The sequence below is a fragment of the Marinibium conchae genome, from assembly GCF_015595035.1.
Lineage (GTDB): Bacteria > Pseudomonadota > Gammaproteobacteria > Enterobacterales > Alteromonadaceae > Glaciecola.
The window spans coordinates 577,472-592,254 of record NZ_JADNRN010000001.1 but is presented as its reverse complement, the minus strand read 5'-3'; the positions used below and the strand labels follow the sequence as shown (position 1 = coordinate 592,254).

Annotated in this window: 14 protein-coding genes; 7 read left to right on the top strand and 7 right to left on the bottom strand. The window is 41.7% G+C overall.

Going from position 1 to position 14,783, the window contains the following annotated elements; translation table 11 throughout:
• Window positions 1-35: 35 nt before the first annotated feature.
• A complete protein-coding gene (gene truC, locus ISG33_RS02455; RefSeq protein WP_195731969.1) occupies window positions 36-746 on the bottom strand; it encodes a tRNA pseudouridine(65) synthase TruC in 711 nt (236 codons plus the stop codon).
• A 141-nt stretch (window positions 747-887) separates the two neighbouring features.
• Here truC and ISG33_RS02450 point away from each other — a divergent pair, with 141 nt between their 5' ends.
• A complete protein-coding gene (locus ISG33_RS02450; RefSeq protein ID WP_195731968.1) occupies window positions 888-1,934 on the top strand; it encodes a DUF3549 family protein in 1,047 nt (348 codons plus the stop codon).
• Window positions 1,934-2,251 carry a DUF3301 domain-containing protein gene (locus ISG33_RS02445; protein WP_195731967.1) on the top strand — a complete coding sequence of 106 codons (318 nt, stop codon included), beginning with the start codon at window positions 1,934-1,936 and terminating at the stop codon, window positions 2,249-2,251. Before ISG33_RS02450 ends, ISG33_RS02445 begins: the two co-directional genes overlap by 1 nt.
• A 694-nt stretch (window positions 2,252-2,945) precedes the next feature.
• Here the strand turns inward: ISG33_RS02445 and ISG33_RS02440 are convergent.
• Both ISG33_RS02440 and ISG33_RS02435 read right to left on the bottom strand, forming a co-directional pair.
• Complete coding sequence (locus tag ISG33_RS02440; RefSeq protein ID WP_195731966.1) at window positions 2,946-3,581, bottom strand: GNAT family N-acetyltransferase; 636 nt, start codon at window positions 3,579-3,581, stop codon at window positions 2,946-2,948.
• A gap of 141 nt (window positions 3,582-3,722) precedes the next feature.
• Window positions 3,723-4,094 carry a DUF3192 domain-containing protein gene (locus ISG33_RS02435; protein ID WP_195731965.1) on the bottom strand — a complete coding sequence of 124 codons (372 nt, stop codon included), beginning with the start codon at window positions 4,092-4,094 and terminating at the stop codon, window positions 3,723-3,725.
• A gap of 204 nt (window positions 4,095-4,298) precedes the next feature.
• On the opposite strand from ISG33_RS02435, the gene ISG33_RS02430 reads away from it, so the two are divergent.
• Window positions 4,299-4,721: a hypothetical protein gene (locus ISG33_RS02430; protein ID WP_195731964.1), complete on the top strand. Its 423-nt coding sequence runs from the start codon at window positions 4,299-4,301 to the stop codon at window positions 4,719-4,721.
• On the opposite strand, the gene syd is transcribed toward ISG33_RS02430, so the two are convergent.
• Entirely contained in the window at window positions 4,678-5,286 is a 609-nt protein-coding gene (gene syd / locus ISG33_RS02425; protein ID WP_195731963.1) for a SecY-interacting protein, read from the bottom strand. The genes ISG33_RS02430 and syd overlap by 44 nt on opposite strands.
• Before the next feature lie 122 nt (window positions 5,287-5,408).
• On the opposite strand from syd, the gene queF reads away from it, so the two are divergent.
• From queF to ISG33_RS02405, 4 genes are all read left to right on the top strand, one after another.
• Window positions 5,409-6,221: an NADPH-dependent 7-cyano-7-deazaguanine reductase QueF gene (queF, locus tag ISG33_RS02420; protein WP_195731962.1), complete on the top strand. Its 813-nt coding sequence runs from the start codon at window positions 5,409-5,411 to the stop codon at window positions 6,219-6,221.
• A 70-nt stretch (window positions 6,222-6,291) separates the two neighbouring features.
• Window positions 6,292-7,803, top strand: a complete 1,512-nt coding sequence (locus tag ISG33_RS02415; protein WP_195731961.1) for a GGDEF domain-containing protein — start codon at window positions 6,292-6,294, stop codon at window positions 7,801-7,803.
• A complete protein-coding gene (gene ppnN, locus ISG33_RS02410) occupies window positions 7,800-9,161 on the top strand; it encodes a nucleotide 5'-monophosphate nucleosidase PpnN (RefSeq protein ID WP_195731960.1) in 1,362 nt (453 codons plus the stop codon). The genes ISG33_RS02415 and ppnN overlap by 4 nt, the downstream gene beginning before the upstream one ends.
• A 282-nt stretch (window positions 9,162-9,443) precedes the next feature.
• Window positions 9,444-10,451 carry an isocitrate dehydrogenase gene (locus tag ISG33_RS02405; RefSeq protein WP_195731959.1) on the top strand — a complete coding sequence of 336 codons (1,008 nt, stop codon included), beginning with the start codon at window positions 9,444-9,446 and terminating at the stop codon, window positions 10,449-10,451.
• 79 nt (window positions 10,452-10,530) lie between these two features.
• Here the strand turns inward: ISG33_RS02405 and ISG33_RS02400 are convergent, their stop codons facing one another.
• The 3 genes from ISG33_RS02400 to ISG33_RS02390 form a co-directional block, all read right to left on the bottom strand.
• On the bottom strand, window positions 10,531-11,466 hold the full coding sequence (locus tag ISG33_RS02400; protein WP_195731958.1) for an NAD-dependent epimerase/dehydratase family protein: 936 nt from the start codon (window positions 11,464-11,466) through the stop codon (window positions 10,531-10,533).
• 174 nt (window positions 11,467-11,640) lie between these two features.
• Window positions 11,641-13,590: an acyltransferase family protein gene (locus ISG33_RS02395; RefSeq protein WP_195731957.1), complete on the bottom strand. Its 1,950-nt coding sequence runs from the start codon at window positions 13,588-13,590 to the stop codon at window positions 11,641-11,643.
• 76 nt (window positions 13,591-13,666) lie between these two features.
• The gene (locus ISG33_RS02390; RefSeq protein WP_195731956.1) at window positions 13,667-14,779 is read right to left on the bottom strand and encodes a glycosyltransferase family 4 protein; all 1,113 of its coding nucleotides are present in this window, start codon (window positions 14,777-14,779) and stop codon (window positions 13,667-13,669) included.
• Between the last annotated feature and the right edge of the window lie 4 nt (window positions 14,780-14,783).

The following is a 14,783-nucleotide window of genomic DNA, read 5'->3' as shown; positions in this document are numbered from 1 at the left end:
CAAAATTAAAAATATCTATGTGTTAGATACACTTTTTATTGCTTAAAGCGCTCCACGAAGGCTTGCATCGGCGCCTCAAAATGAGTGTCACAAGCGATTGCCTCGCCCGTAATCGGATGCGTAAAACTGAGCTTAGTTGCACAAAGGGCAAGTTGGTGAAAGTCTAAGTTTGTTCTTGCGAACTTATTTTGTTTGCCATCTCCATGAGTGGTGTCGCCTATGATTGGATGACGAATGTGTGCCATGTGTCTACGTAGTTGATGTTTACGCCCTGTTTCGGGTAATAACTTCACAAAAGAGTATCGCGCTTCAGGATAGCGACCAACAGGCTCAGGCACGGTTAAAGTAGCGACTCTTTCTAGGACGGTAAGTGCCGATTGAGCTTCTTTATCTTTCTTAGCGTGCTTGTCGGCAATGGGGTCGTGTTTTTCTTTTAAGGCATAATCAATGCTTATTTGTTCGGGAGCAAAGCCACGAAGAATTGCGTGATACTCTTTTTTCACTTCTCTATTTTCAAACAAGCCTGCAAGTAATCTAGCAACGTCTGATGACAGTGCGAACATCAATACACCTGAAGTAGGTTTATCGAGTCTGTGAACAGGATACACGTACTGCCCAATTTGGTCGCGCAAAATGGTCATTACAAATTGCGTTTCATGGCGGTCTATCATGCTTTTATGAACCAGCATATTAGCTGGTTTGTGAACAACCACGAGGTGCTGGTCTTGATGGAGAATATTTAACACTGAGCTTCTTTGTTGAAAATAGTATTATTAGCACTATATAGACTTTTCATACATTGGTACAAGCGCGATATCTTGCTAATATACAAGGCAAAGCGCTAATCTAGCATCAATGCTCTATATTTATTGAAGAAAAGTAGTTTCATGACCGCACAAACCATCAATACAATCAGTGAATTTTTGCTGCAAGCTGGCACCGAGTATCGGGTTTACGATATGGGCAGAGGCATAGAGGCCGTTGATGCTCAGCTATTTATGAATCTCGAAAATAATTTACTGCCGGTGCCTTGTCCGCGAGCTGGGTATGCTTGGTTTGGGCTTGTTTTTTGGAACAAATCACTGAGCCATGAACAGTATATATGGTTCGTTAAACTTCCTATCGATGAGCGTTCATTGATTGTTCAAGCTGCTCGAAATCAATTTTTAGAAACCGTGGTAGAAGCTTTAGGCAGAGAGTTGGAGAATACTAACGCTAAAGGCGCTCAGTTGCCTGAAAACCCTTATGTTTTTACCCCTTCACAACAGCAGTTGGCTGATTTTAATGCACTTATTCGTAAAGAGCTTTTGCTTTCAGCTAGACTTGGCTTAAGTAAAGCTATTGCCTATATCAAATCGCCATCAATCCAAACGTGGGAAGACTTAGCCCTGCAAGACATTGCTGATCTTGCTGTAAACATTGATCGCAAAGATATCGAACACGCTATTCACAAGAACTTGACGAGTTTACCGGTTCAGGTACTCACCGCATTGTGCAGTAGTTTTGAAAATATTGAGATTGATACTGTACTCAGCGACAAACTTATTAGCCTCTTCGAAGGCGCTCGCTATGCTGAAATCCAGCACATGGCGTTAAGAGGTCTGAAGCGCAGCAAAAACTCACAGCAAGTCACACAGTTTTTGCATGAACTCATTGAGCGAGGACACCCTGACACCGAATGTTTAGTGATCATTGCAGGGCGGCACTATCGTTTACTTGCACAAGAATCGCTACTGAGGTCTTATCTGCTCAAAGTCATCGAACATGACTCAAGTTATGAATTATTTAAAGGGATCTATAGCGACTTAGTTCAAGTGCCAGACACTCGTTTCGCATTGCTCACACTTATGCGTCAAAACGACTTGCCCACCCCACTCAGTGAAGCAATTGCTTCTTTATATGCCAGCGTAACAAATTTAAAGAGCGCTTCTTAATGACACTAGGCCCACTTGTAATATTGCTTGTGTTAGCGTGGATTGCCTTCCAGTTTTGGCGCTTACGGGGCATGGCTGAGTTCAGTATTGCTTATGCCAAACGCTATTGTGAAAAGCACCAATTACAATTCCTCTCTTTAGCGCGCAGTTCAACACGAATATCTGCCTTTAGAGGCAAGCTAGACTGGAAAGTAGTTTATCAGCTCGAATTCAGCAGTAACCATGAAGATGCGTATATGGGCACAATGACCAGTTTTGGGAACACCGTTATAGAAATCAACCTGCCAGTATATAAAATAGATTCAGAACTGCATTAAATCTATTGTGTCATCTGCCGTCTCTGAAAAAAGCTCTGCGGCCAGTTTAATGAATAAGCCAAGTGCATAAAAAAAGGCAGAGACATCACTGTCTCCACCTTTTTCCAAGAATTTTGAGCGTCCCTCTCAGCGTTCCGTTGCTAAAACATCATCCAGATAAAATCCTTTACACCCCTTTCCATTTTTATCCCACTCTTCCTAAGCAGGCAACACTCCATGTGTAGGTCCCTTTTCCTTTTTTCCATCTATTGTGCTAATCCGTCTCGCACAAAATCTTCATCCTGAAGTTGTCCGTTATCTTCCCTATCCTTATCGCTTCATCCTAAAGCTTTCCTACTTTTGTCGCCTTCGTCCTGAAGTATCCCTTTAATCCATTTCCTTGCACTTCATCCTGAAGTAATCCTTTATCGTCCTTTCCCTGCTAACTTCATCCTGAAGCCTTCCATCACCTTTAACGCTTTCTTCCTGAACTCGTCTCCTTTAGGTGGTGTAATAATAGCAAGCCGATTTTCTTTTACTATCGGTGAAATTATTTTATTTAAATAAAGGTCGTATATTAAATGAACAGCTAAAATTAACTTATTGTAATAATTGCTTTTTATTTTTTAGAAAAACAAAATCATGTAGCACAAAGGTAGTTTAGCTCACATGCTTGTACGAAATGTCGTACAAACGATATCGGCTTTTGTCTTTTTTACCTTTTGCGGAACATTACTTTTCCGGTGATATGCCCTACTTCAAGCTCTTGGACGAGTTCAAATTTACCATCAACGAAGAACGACAGGCACTTTGGTAGTGTCACAAAAACGCCCACACCTTGGGTTTTATTATCTTCTTCAAGTAAGCTGACGATCGCTCCCATCAGTACATGACCGAGACCAATATCTTGATGGTCGGGGTGAACACCAATAAAAGACAGCATATGGTAGTCTTCGGCAGGTATGCACTCTCGCACCCTTTCCTCTTTAGCAATCATTTGCTTGGTACCCAAGAAACCGGCTGTGAGCAACATTTTAAGTCGCCAATGCCAATATCTGCCAGCTCCAAAAGCGGCGTCCGGACTGATTAGACAAGCGACAGCCAATAGTCTACCGTCGTCAAATAAGCCGATCATGGGTTGCTTGGCATCCCAAAAGGCGTTCAATTCCTCTCGTATGGCCCCTCTAAGACGAATTTCATAGCCCTCGCGCTCGACATCAAAAATGTCATTAAATAGAGGGTCATCATAGTATGCATTATAGAGAATAGATGCCGCCACTTTTAGGTCGTCTGCACCAAGATAGTGTACGGATATTTCTTCAATCGTCGGGTGATATTCTGCAGTTGTCATCGATTTTCCTCATGGCCTTACATATACAATAAAACAATTTCAGAATTTCGCTAACATTTTTTTAACAAATCAGGCGCTTCGGACGATTTTTTGAACGAATAACTCAATGGCTGCCCTTTTTGAAAGGCAGCCACCTACGACTTATAGATATTTAGCTACTTCAGCCGAGCCAAAACCACTCAGGCTACCGTTAACGAATACCAAAGGCGTGCACTCATTTTTTGTGGTGACACCATCGTCTTCCATGCGTTGGGTTCGATAATAGAGTATTTGAATGTTGTCGCCATTTTTTGAGGTTAGCTCATTGAAATCGGCTGCGCCAAGCTCATCAACAACCGCCGACTTTGACACCCCTGTGGACAAATTAGAAATAAACTCTCGATTTTGCATTTCTCTCTTTTCCCAGCCTACATTATAGGATGAATAACCATCCTCATCGCCGCCAATTGAGATTACACAGCCGCTCAGTAGCACGGAGCTTGCGAGTAGAGAAGAAATTATTAACGCTTTCATTTGTGTTCCTTAGTGTTATAAACAAGATTATTATTAATATTTACATGATGATACAAACACCATTACAAATATCAGACCAATACTGAAACTATTAACTACATCAATAGCTTAGCTTTTTTTAGCTGAATTAAAGCTGAATCATGACTATGAATTTCCTTAAAACTTAGTCAAAATCACCACAAAATAGTTTGGCGAGGACTACACATGACACCCGAAATGCAACAGGCCCTGAATATTTGCATCGCACTAAATCGAGACAATAAAAAGCCCAGTGTTGGGATGATAAAAGCAAAGTCTCCCTCACCTCTGCCCATTCCCGTAATTATAAAGTCGCTCAGTTATTGGAAGGAGAATAAAGATCGCTTGGTAAAAGAAGGTGTCCAAGTTTCCAACAAAGCTGTAGTAACTGCCAGTCAGTCAATGACTTTTAGTAAAGAGCAGGCTAGCTATATTGATGCTCTTGTAAATGAGAGAGTGAATAAAGCACTCGTAGACTTTGCGGCTAAGCAGGAAGCTCGCGCCGCAGAAAGTGAGGGGCGTGTTAACCAACTCGAAATGAGCTTAGCGTCGACTCAAGCAGAGCTTAAAGCGTTACAACAACAGCTCGAGGCTTTAGCGAGTCGATAAAAGTCGCTATGTCAGGAGCAAGCACTTCTTTTGGCAACTTCCCAACCTGTTCTAGCACAACATTACCCGTCGCCAACTCCAAGCTAATTATAAACTCTTCCTGATCGGTTGTTGCAAAGAATAGGGTTTCGGGTTGTTTTAACCTGCGCTTCATCAGTACATGAGCAATTAAGTTTTTTTGAAGACGATCAAAATCCTCTTCATTCCACGCTTGGAGAATTTCTAGTTCACCTCTTTCTGTGACAGCAGGTAGGTCGTGGCTATAATACCGACAAAAAAGTGCGCTGAGCTGAGGATCAATCTCAATCTCCAATGCCTCAGCGATATTGTTCAAGGTAACACCATCATTTCTTAGAACGGGCTGCCAAGGCACTTCACTGCCGTCAGCTGTCGCATTTAAGTCTTCGCTAGTGAGCTGAATACAAGGTGAAGGCCATTCGCTATCATATTCAGTCATTATTTGGCTATTGTCATCACTAAGCAAGCCGATATAGGAGGATATAAATTGGTCCAATGACTCATTTAAGGTTTGCGTTGCCGCTGTAAGGTCTGATTTTGGATGCATAGATTTCGCCATAGAAATTGTGATATCTAAATAAAGTGCGTTTCACCTTATTGAGAATTGAGCACTTATGATAAATTACGCGTAGGTTTAAGTATAGTTAAGTATAAATAAAGGAGACATCTTTGGACCATTTGACCTTAGGTAAACAAGTAGACTATTCAGAGCATTATGACAGCAGCCTTTTGCAAGCCGTGCCGCGCTCTATGAGTCGAAATGCAATCAACTTACCTAAAGCACTGCCCTTTCATGGTAGCGACATCTGGAATGGTTACGAACTCTCGTGGTTGAATAGTAAAGGAAAACCACATGTCGCTATCATGCGTTGCGAGGTGCCAGTTACGTCGCCAAATTTGATTGAGTCGAAGTCTTTCAAATTATACTTAAATAGCTTTAATCAAAGTCAGTTTCCAACTATCGACGAGGTGAGTCGCGTATTACAAGGGGATTTGAGCGCTTGCGCCGGGGAAAAAGTCGCAGTGACCCTAATTCCCGCAGCGAAATTTTCGGAGCTTCAACTAGGTCTGTTTGAGGGTAGTTGTATTGACGAACAAGATATCGAAATTACAGACTTCGATATTAGCCCAACACTACTTAGCTCATCGAAAAGCGAACATGTTAGCGAAACCTTAGTGAGCCACTTATTAAAATCAAATTGTTTGATTACTAATCAGCCAGATTGGGGTAGCATCTTAATTAAGTACAGCGGGGCGAAAATAGATCAAGAGGGGCTTCTACGTTACCTGATCTCATTTAGACAACATAACGAGTTTCATGAACAATGTGTTGAGCGTATTTTTTACGATATTCTTCAGCAGTGTCAGCCGCAACAGTTAACTGTTTACGCCCGTTACACGAGAAGAGGCGGTTTAGATATTAACCCTTTCCGCTCAAATTTTGAGAGCACTTACGCCGATAAACGCCTTGCTCGCCAGTGAACACGAAAGAAAATGCATGAACACGTTGCTACAAGAACTGTTATATTACAAGAACTGTAAGGTGTAAAAAATGAGTGAAGTGTCGCACAAAAAACAATTGATGGTTGCACGTCAGCATCTCGACAAGCTAGCGATTTTCATTGTGAACATGGCAAACTTCTATCAAGGAGCCAACCCCAGCTTCGACGATGAGTTGCAGATGCTGAAAAAGCAGCTTTCTGGCAAACCTAACTACGACATGGCAGCCGAAATAACGGGAAAGCTCAACGCTAATCTAAAAAAAGACACCAAATTTTTCAAGCAGCGCAATCTCGATTCGGTATCTCACCTTCAAACCGCTCTCAGAAAACTGAGTAACATCAAAAGTGTGCCCGACGATGTGCGCTCTGACGTGAGTCTCTTTCTTTCATCTTTATCGCCCGACAAAAACGCAGTAGTTGCCCCATTAGCTCAGTTTGAAAAGGCACTCAGCCTATACAATCGAGCAATACAAAACTCTGCAGAAGCCAGTGCGAAACCCACACCTGAGCAACTCGCCCTGCACGATAGCATTACCCAAGAGCTAAAAGAGCTTATCGCGCCTTTTTATATTGGTAATAAAAAAGACAAAAACCTCGAAAATATTTATCGCAAACTTAACGCAGGCATTGACCATAAAGAATTACTTGAGTGTTGCTTAATACTCATCCGCTTTGTTATTCGGGATGTTATTAAGGAAGCTAGCGCAACCAGTCGCTTGGTAACCAACCTACACAAATCCTTAGGCAAAATAAGCGAGTCGATCAAATCTACCATTTCAGACTCAGTGAAACGTCAAACAGAGCGAGACAATTACAACAGTGAGATAAATGCTCAAATTAATACGATGGAAAATGTGGTCGCCGACAGTAAGCAACTAGATGAACTGAAGCTGCAAGCGCAAGAACACTTAGACCATCTACAAAGCTCACTTACCAAATCTGCTGATGCTGAAAAAAGAGAGCAAGCGGCAACAATTGCCTTAATGAAAAAAATGCAGGAACGCGTAAATGAGCTTGAGGCCGAGGCTGCCACCTATAAACAAAAGCTCTTTACGCAACGAGCTGCCGCTTTATCCGACCAACTAACGAAACTTCCTAATCGTATGGCTTACGAAGAAAAAGCGCCTATGGACGTGGCGAATGCTAAGAAACGTGGTGAAACATTGAGTATTGGCATTATGGACATAGACCATTTTAAAAAAATTAACGACACCTATGGGCATACTGTAGGTGATAAAACCCTACAGGTGATAGCGAAACACATACGCGAGTTTTTACCTAATGAAGATTTTGTGGCTCGCTGGGGCGGTGAAGAATTCGTGATACTCATGCCAAACACAAACAAGCAATTGGCCTTCGACAAAGTTGAAGTCATAAGAAAGAAAATAGCGACTTTGCCGTTTAAGTTTAAGGGGGAAAGAGTGAGTGTGACCGTTTCATGTGGCTTAGCTGAAATAACAGCGAAAAACACTTTAGAGACTGCCTTCGAGAAAGCGGATGCCAATCTATATAAAGCCAAAGAACAAGGCAGAAACCGAACAATAAATAAGGATAGTGCATGACAACAGTAGAACTCAATCCAGTTGGATGGATGAGCCAATTATCGCAATTAGAAGTCAGTCTATTGCAGCAATCAACCCAAAGTGACTTGTATGAAGTTTTCAGAAATTGTTGTCTAGCCGTGCTTAACAGCGGTGTCGAAGAAGACAATTATCACAATTTGTTTTCCCCTTATGGTGATTTTGACGTGCGCCTCATTCGCAAGGAGCGAGGAGTAAAGATAAAGTTAATCAATCCGCCAGAAGTTGCCTTCGTTGATGGACACCTAATCAAAGGGGTGCATGAGCATTTATTTGCAGTGCTTCGAGATATGCTTTACATGGGCTCAAAGCATAATGAAGCTTTAAAAAACTTAATAGACGCACCAAGTAAACTAACCACTCACGTTGTGTTTGATATGCTTCGCCATGCTGAGGCAATTTCGCAAGAACAACCCATTAACATGATAGTGTGCTGGGGCGGCCATTCAATTCGCTCTGAAGAATACAAATATACAAAACTAGTGGGCTATGAACTTGGCCTACGCGCCTTTAATATCTGCACTGGCTGTGGACCTGGCGCAATGAAAGGCCCGATGAAGGGCGCAACTATAGGTCATGCAAAACAGCGTAATAAATCAGGCCGGTATTTAGGTATATCTGAACCTAGCATCATTGCCGCTGAGCCCCCCAACGCGATTGTTAATGAGCTTATAATAATGCCAGATATTGAAAAGCGTTTAGAAGCTTTTGTGCGCATTGCTCATGGCATCGTTATATTCCCTGGTGGCGCTGGTACTGCTGAGGAGTTGTTGTATTTACTAGGGCTGTTAATGGATGACCGTAACAAAGAACAGCAAATTCCACTCATACTGACAGGCCCTGAAAATAGTAAAGCCTATTTCGAAGCAATAGATGCCTTTGTAGGCGCTACCCTTGGACCTCAAGCTCAAGCAAAATATACCATTGTGGTAGGTAACGCAGCGAAAGTAGCAACACTGCTAGCTGAACAGAAAGCGGTAGTTGAACAACATAGGCGTGAGAACGGTGATTCACTCAACTTCAATTGGACGCTGCATATTTCTGAAGATTTTCAAACCCCATTTGAGCCTACTCATGAAAATATGCGCAGCTTAAACCTTCACCTCAATCAGCCTAAAGCAGATCTCGCAGCCACTTTGCGAAAATGCTTCTCGGGCATTGTAGCCGGCAACGTGAAAGCAGAAGGCATCGAAGAAATCAAAAGGCATGGGCCCTTTGAACTCAGCGGTGATCCAGAGCTTATGGAGAAAATGGACGCCCTACTCGCATCCTTTGTTGAGCAAGGAAGAATGAAGCTACCTGGCAGCAAATATGAACCCTGCTATAGAGTAAAGGTTTAGCCAATCGACTCCCCAGCATCAAATCACGTCACCCCAGCATCGAACCACGTCACCCCAGCGCAAGCTGGGGCCTCAACAAGCACCCAAAACAAAATAAGCAACATGAATGATGCATATCTGCTCACTCAAACAGCAAAAGCTACCATACACTTGACTCATCAGGTAAAATGCATCCCGACACAAATATAACAGCCAAAGCACTCACTGCTCGGCTCACACAAAGCAATATGCCATAATCAATAAAAGCCGTATTGCACAGCACACAACATCGGAGCACAACAAATGACTCAAGAACGAATTACCGTAATTCGTGGTGATGGTATAGGCCCGGATATCATCGACGCAGCAACAAAAATCTTAGACAAAGTAGGTTGTAATTTTGCTTACGACTATGCTGATGCTGGTTTGATGGCATTAGAAAACCACGGTGAACTATTACCCCAAGAAACCTTAGAACTCATAGCTAAGAATAAGGTCGCGCTGAAAGGCCCGTTAACAACTCCCGTAGGTGAAGGTTTCACGTCAATCAACGTTAGTTTGCGTAAACAGTTTAAGTTATACGCCAATCTGCGCCCTGTATTGTCTTTTAAAGGCACAAAGGCGCGCTACGAAGATATTGATATTATTACCGTTCGAGAAAACACGCAAGGCATGTATAGCGGCTTAGGTCAGGTAGTGTCAGAAGACGGCAACGAAGCCGAAGCAATGAGTAAAATTACCCGCGATGGCGCGGAAAAGATTGTAGTATTCGCCTACGAGTTAGCTCGCAGAGAAGGTCGTAAAAAAGTAACCGCCGTACACAAAGCAAATATTCTTAAGTCAACATCTGGATTATTCCTGAAAGTTGCTCGCGAAGTGGGTGAGCGCTATCCGGATATCGAATCAGAGGAAATGATTGTTGATAATTGCTGCATGCAATTAGTGATGAACCCACATCAATTCGACGTGATTGTGACGACTAATTTATTTGGTGATATTCTGTCGGACCTATGCGCTGGTCTAGTTGGTGGATTAGGGATGGCACCAGGCGCAAACATAGGTGAAGAATGCGCAATTTTTGAGGCTGTTCACGGCTCCGCACCTGATATAGCAGGCAAAAACCTAGCGAACCCAACCTCAGTCATTTTGGCCTCGATTCAGATGTTGGAATATTTAGATATGTCTGATAAAGCAGAAAGAATACGTACCGCATTGAAAGACGTTATTGAGAGCGGCGACCGCACCACACGTGATTTAGGTGGCGAGCACGGCACTACGGAGTTCACTGAGGCATTGTTGGAGCGTCTGTAGGCGTTGGTTTCTATTTAAAATGCTACAAAAAAATTAGTAACTATAAAGCTCAACACCTTATGGATGTTGAGCTTTTTTCTTAGCGGTTTTGAATATTTAAACCTGAAAGCTCTTGCATGAGAGTCAAGCGCGGCTCCCAGTTTAACTTCTGCTTAGCGTAGGAGTTATCCACGGTTAAATCGTGCATCAAACTCGTTTCTAATTGCTGTTTACGTGCCGCTTTAAATATTAAACTTAACAGCGTTTTTGGCACACCCACCAGTCTTGGTGTTTTGCCGAGCGCCCCAGAGATAGCCTTAAATAGAGCTGAAGTAGAAACAGGCTCGTTGTCCGCTATAACAAAGTTCTCTATCTGTTTTAGTTCCAAGTTCGACGTCGAACAACAACACATAATAAAGTCGCACAAATTAGAGATACTGCACAAACTTCGCTCATTTTGGATACTGCCAAACGGCAAAGGCATATTTGAGTTCGCAAACTTAATAAGCTTCTGAAAATTGCCAGGAGCATCTTTACCGTAAATTAGTGGTGCTCGAATAATAAAACTCTGCATTTTTGAGTAGTTTGTAGCATCAGTTAATGCTTGCTCTGCATGATATTTGGAGACTGTGTAATCGTTGAATGGATTCGCTGCAGAGTCTTCAGTAAATGGAGAATCGTTTGAACAACCATTAACGCCAATTGAACTCAAGAAAATAAATTTTTTGACGCCCTGCTTCGCTGCAAGTTGTGAAATTCTCTGAGTACCGACATGATTAATCTCATTTAGTTTTTCCGCACTGGCATTTACGGTGTGAGCAAGACCCGCTAAATGAATAACGCAATCGACACCCGTTAAATCAACATCGGTATGCTCATTCAATACGAACCTTTTCGTTTCGACACGGGGATCAACATTGGTAGTGTCGCGGACACCAACGATTACTTTAAATCCATTACTTAATAATGCGGCAACTAAGTGCCGTCCAACGAAACCAGTCGCGCCTGTAACGAATATTGTCTGCGATTTGTTCATGATTAAGTTCCAGTGTTTACCTTATAGTGATTTATCGGTAGAAAGCGCGATTACCTTTAGTAGAATTGTGGAAAAATCTAGTTGGGTTGCGCGTTACTCAAATATGAAGGCAAAAACTGGGCCAAGCTATTTCAAAAATTAGATGAGTTACAAAACTGTTATCATGAAAATAGATTACTCTTTGGGTATCAAATTTGAAATTTCCTTTGATATTTTCTCAGCAAATCGTGGGCTTGGATGGTTATCATCGATGTAAAGTGATTGGCTATCGGTGCTATTTACACATCGATTAGAATTCTCAATATTACAAACTAATTGAGATGGATGAATTATTGAAATATTAGGCACTGTTTCCAATTCTGCAAACAATGCTCTAATGGGTTTATTTTGATCCAAAAACACCTCGTAGGATGTCGAAATATCAACTCCTTCAGGCTCCCTAAACGATTTAATCTTTGCAATTCGTTCAGGCACATGCCAGCCAGCTTCCGGTATTTGGTCAATTAAAATAAGTCTATTTTTGTGAGCGGCAGTTCGCAGAAATAGCTTTGTATATTCATATATATCGTGTTTCTCTTTCGAGTTAAGAAGTATATTCAAACTACTATCACCATATTCGACGCCGCCCTCTGTATTATCAAACCTCGTGCCAACAAGGTTTAGCCTCCACCTTGCAGCAACGATAATGGTGGCGTTAGTAGATAGAGCAGAATCCCAATAATCCTTTTTGTTTTTTATACAATTAATCTGTAACGGAACTCTTGATGTACCAACTATTGGTAAACAACCATTGTGAAGTAGTGAGATGAGACCGCCATTCTTTTCATCGATTACCATTCTAAGGCTTTTGGAGAGCGCTTCGCCATGTGAATCACCGATTAAAATGAAATTCTCATTTTGACCAAAGCACTCTGAAAGTAAAGTCTTTCGCTGTTCCAGCAGCGAGGGTCTGAATCCCTTTATGACAACACAAGGGCTTAAGTCTCTCCAGTCATCGATTACTTCTTGATTATGCGCTATATTTGATGAGGAAACACCGAAATGTCCTAACAAGCCAATCACTGAGAAAAAGACGAGACCTCCTACACTGAACTTGAGCAATTGCCTCCTTGTCACTTTTTCTTTGTCTCTAAAAGGTCCTTCAATATATTTCCAAGTTAAATATGCCAATAAAAAAGTACACAAAACTAGCAAACCCATTAACAGACTTGAGGGATGTTCGAGACTTCTCAGCCGAACAAATGCGAATAAGGGTTGATGCCATAAATACGCCGAATAACTTATCAGCCCTACACCAACAAGTATGTTGGCGCTAAGGACTTGGTTAATTCTTGTTTTTTCACCAGCGAAAAGTATTAGTAACATTACACCTACAACGGGTATAAGCGTATATATACTTGGAAACGGTATATTTTCATCGATCATAAATAGCGAACCTGCGATCATCAGTAAGCCTAATGACGCTAATAATTCATTCGATTTTACACCTTGTTTATGAATAACAAATGCTGAAATGGATCCCGCTAAGAGCTCCCAAGCGCGTGCATGAGGTAAGTAAAAGCTGCTTTGTCCATCTTTTCTCCAGTCAAACTCAGCTATCATCAAACTCAACAACGCAAGTATACCTACTACCAAAAACACTTTATTAATCCCATACTTCCAAATTGCGATTAAAAGTAAGGGGAAAATTACATAATACTGCTCCTCTACTGCCAAGCTCCAAGTGTGTAATAGAGGTTTTAACTCGGCAGAGGGAGCGAAATATCCGCTTTCAAAGTGAAAAAGTATATTCGATGCGAAAGCACTTACTCCAACGAGACTTTGCGAAAAATCACGGAATTGTTCAGCTAGCATCCAATGCCATGCGAAAGGTAAGCAAAAGAAAATAACTAAGAACAGTGCAGGTAAGATACGCCGTGCGCGTCTCTCATAGAAATTAAGAATAGAAAACTTATGAGCTTCGAGGTCTGCAATAATAATCGACGTAATAAGATATCCACTAATAACAAAAAAAATATCAACGCCTATGAAGCCTCCCATAAAAAGACTGAATTCAGCATGGAATAGTATTACCGGAATTACAGCAAGGGCTCTTAATCCATCTATCTCTGGGCGATATTTCAAAACTTTATTCCGAATATGAAAGATATTTTAAGCTGTATCGCAAAAACACACTTTCTTTTAGTCTTCGAAACCATGCTCACTTGTCGCCTATCACTTCACTGTAGACATTTAAGGTTTTCTTAGTCATTCTCTCTACAGTAAATAAGGAATTAAAGCGAGCTCGTCCATTGCTCCCCATCGTTTTTCGTAAAAGCTCATCATTTAATAGTTGCTCAAATGCATTGACAATCGTCCTTGTTTGTTTGTTTGAAACAAGCAACCCAGACTGTTTATGATCAACAGCTTCTTTAACACCACCAACATCACTAGCAATAACAGGTAAACCTGCCCTCATAGCCTCTAAGATACTAAGTGGCAAGCCTTCCCAATCAGAAATTAATGTAAAAATGTCAGCGTCGGCAAGAAGCTGAGGAATATCTTTTCTCCAACCTAAAAACGTAACTTTATGACTCAGATTTAGTTCATCACAGAGAGCTTTTACAGCTAATAGATCTGGACCATCGCCAACGAACTTGGCTTGCCAGACTGAATTTTCGATCGCGCTCAGGGAGTTTAGCAATAAAGAAAAATTTTTGGGTTGCTCGAATCGTGCAAGCATTAGAATAGTTGGTATTGAGGTATCTCTTTCACTGCAAGTTTTGGCAACAACTGAAGTAGTATCAGGGACCCCATTCCAAATGACCTGGAGTTGCGATGTATCAGCCACGGCATACTTTATCGCAAGCTCTTTATCGTAGTTGGAAACTGCAATAATTTTATCGCAGTAGTTAGCCATAAACTTTTCTATATATTTATAGAGCTTAGCGCTGAAGTTTGGGACCCCCTCAGTGAATGGCCAACCATGTGCGGTATAAACTACGGGGAGATTTAATCTCGATGCAGCTAAGCGTCCTAGTAATCCAGCTTTCGCCGAATGACAAGCAACAATATCTGGCGAAAAATCTGCCAGTAGTGTTTTTAGTGCGAAGTACGCTTTGAAATCATTCAACGGAGAAAGTTCTCGTACAAGTGTGGAAACACTTTTTACTTGAATCCCTATTTCTTGGAATTGTGCAACCAGCACACCATGTCCTCCAACAAATACGCAAACTTCATGACCTTCTTCCACTAGTGCTATAGTTAAATCTCTGACATGCGCACTTGCACCTCCGAGTGTGTCAGAGCGTGTGATTACCTGCGCAATTTTCATGAAA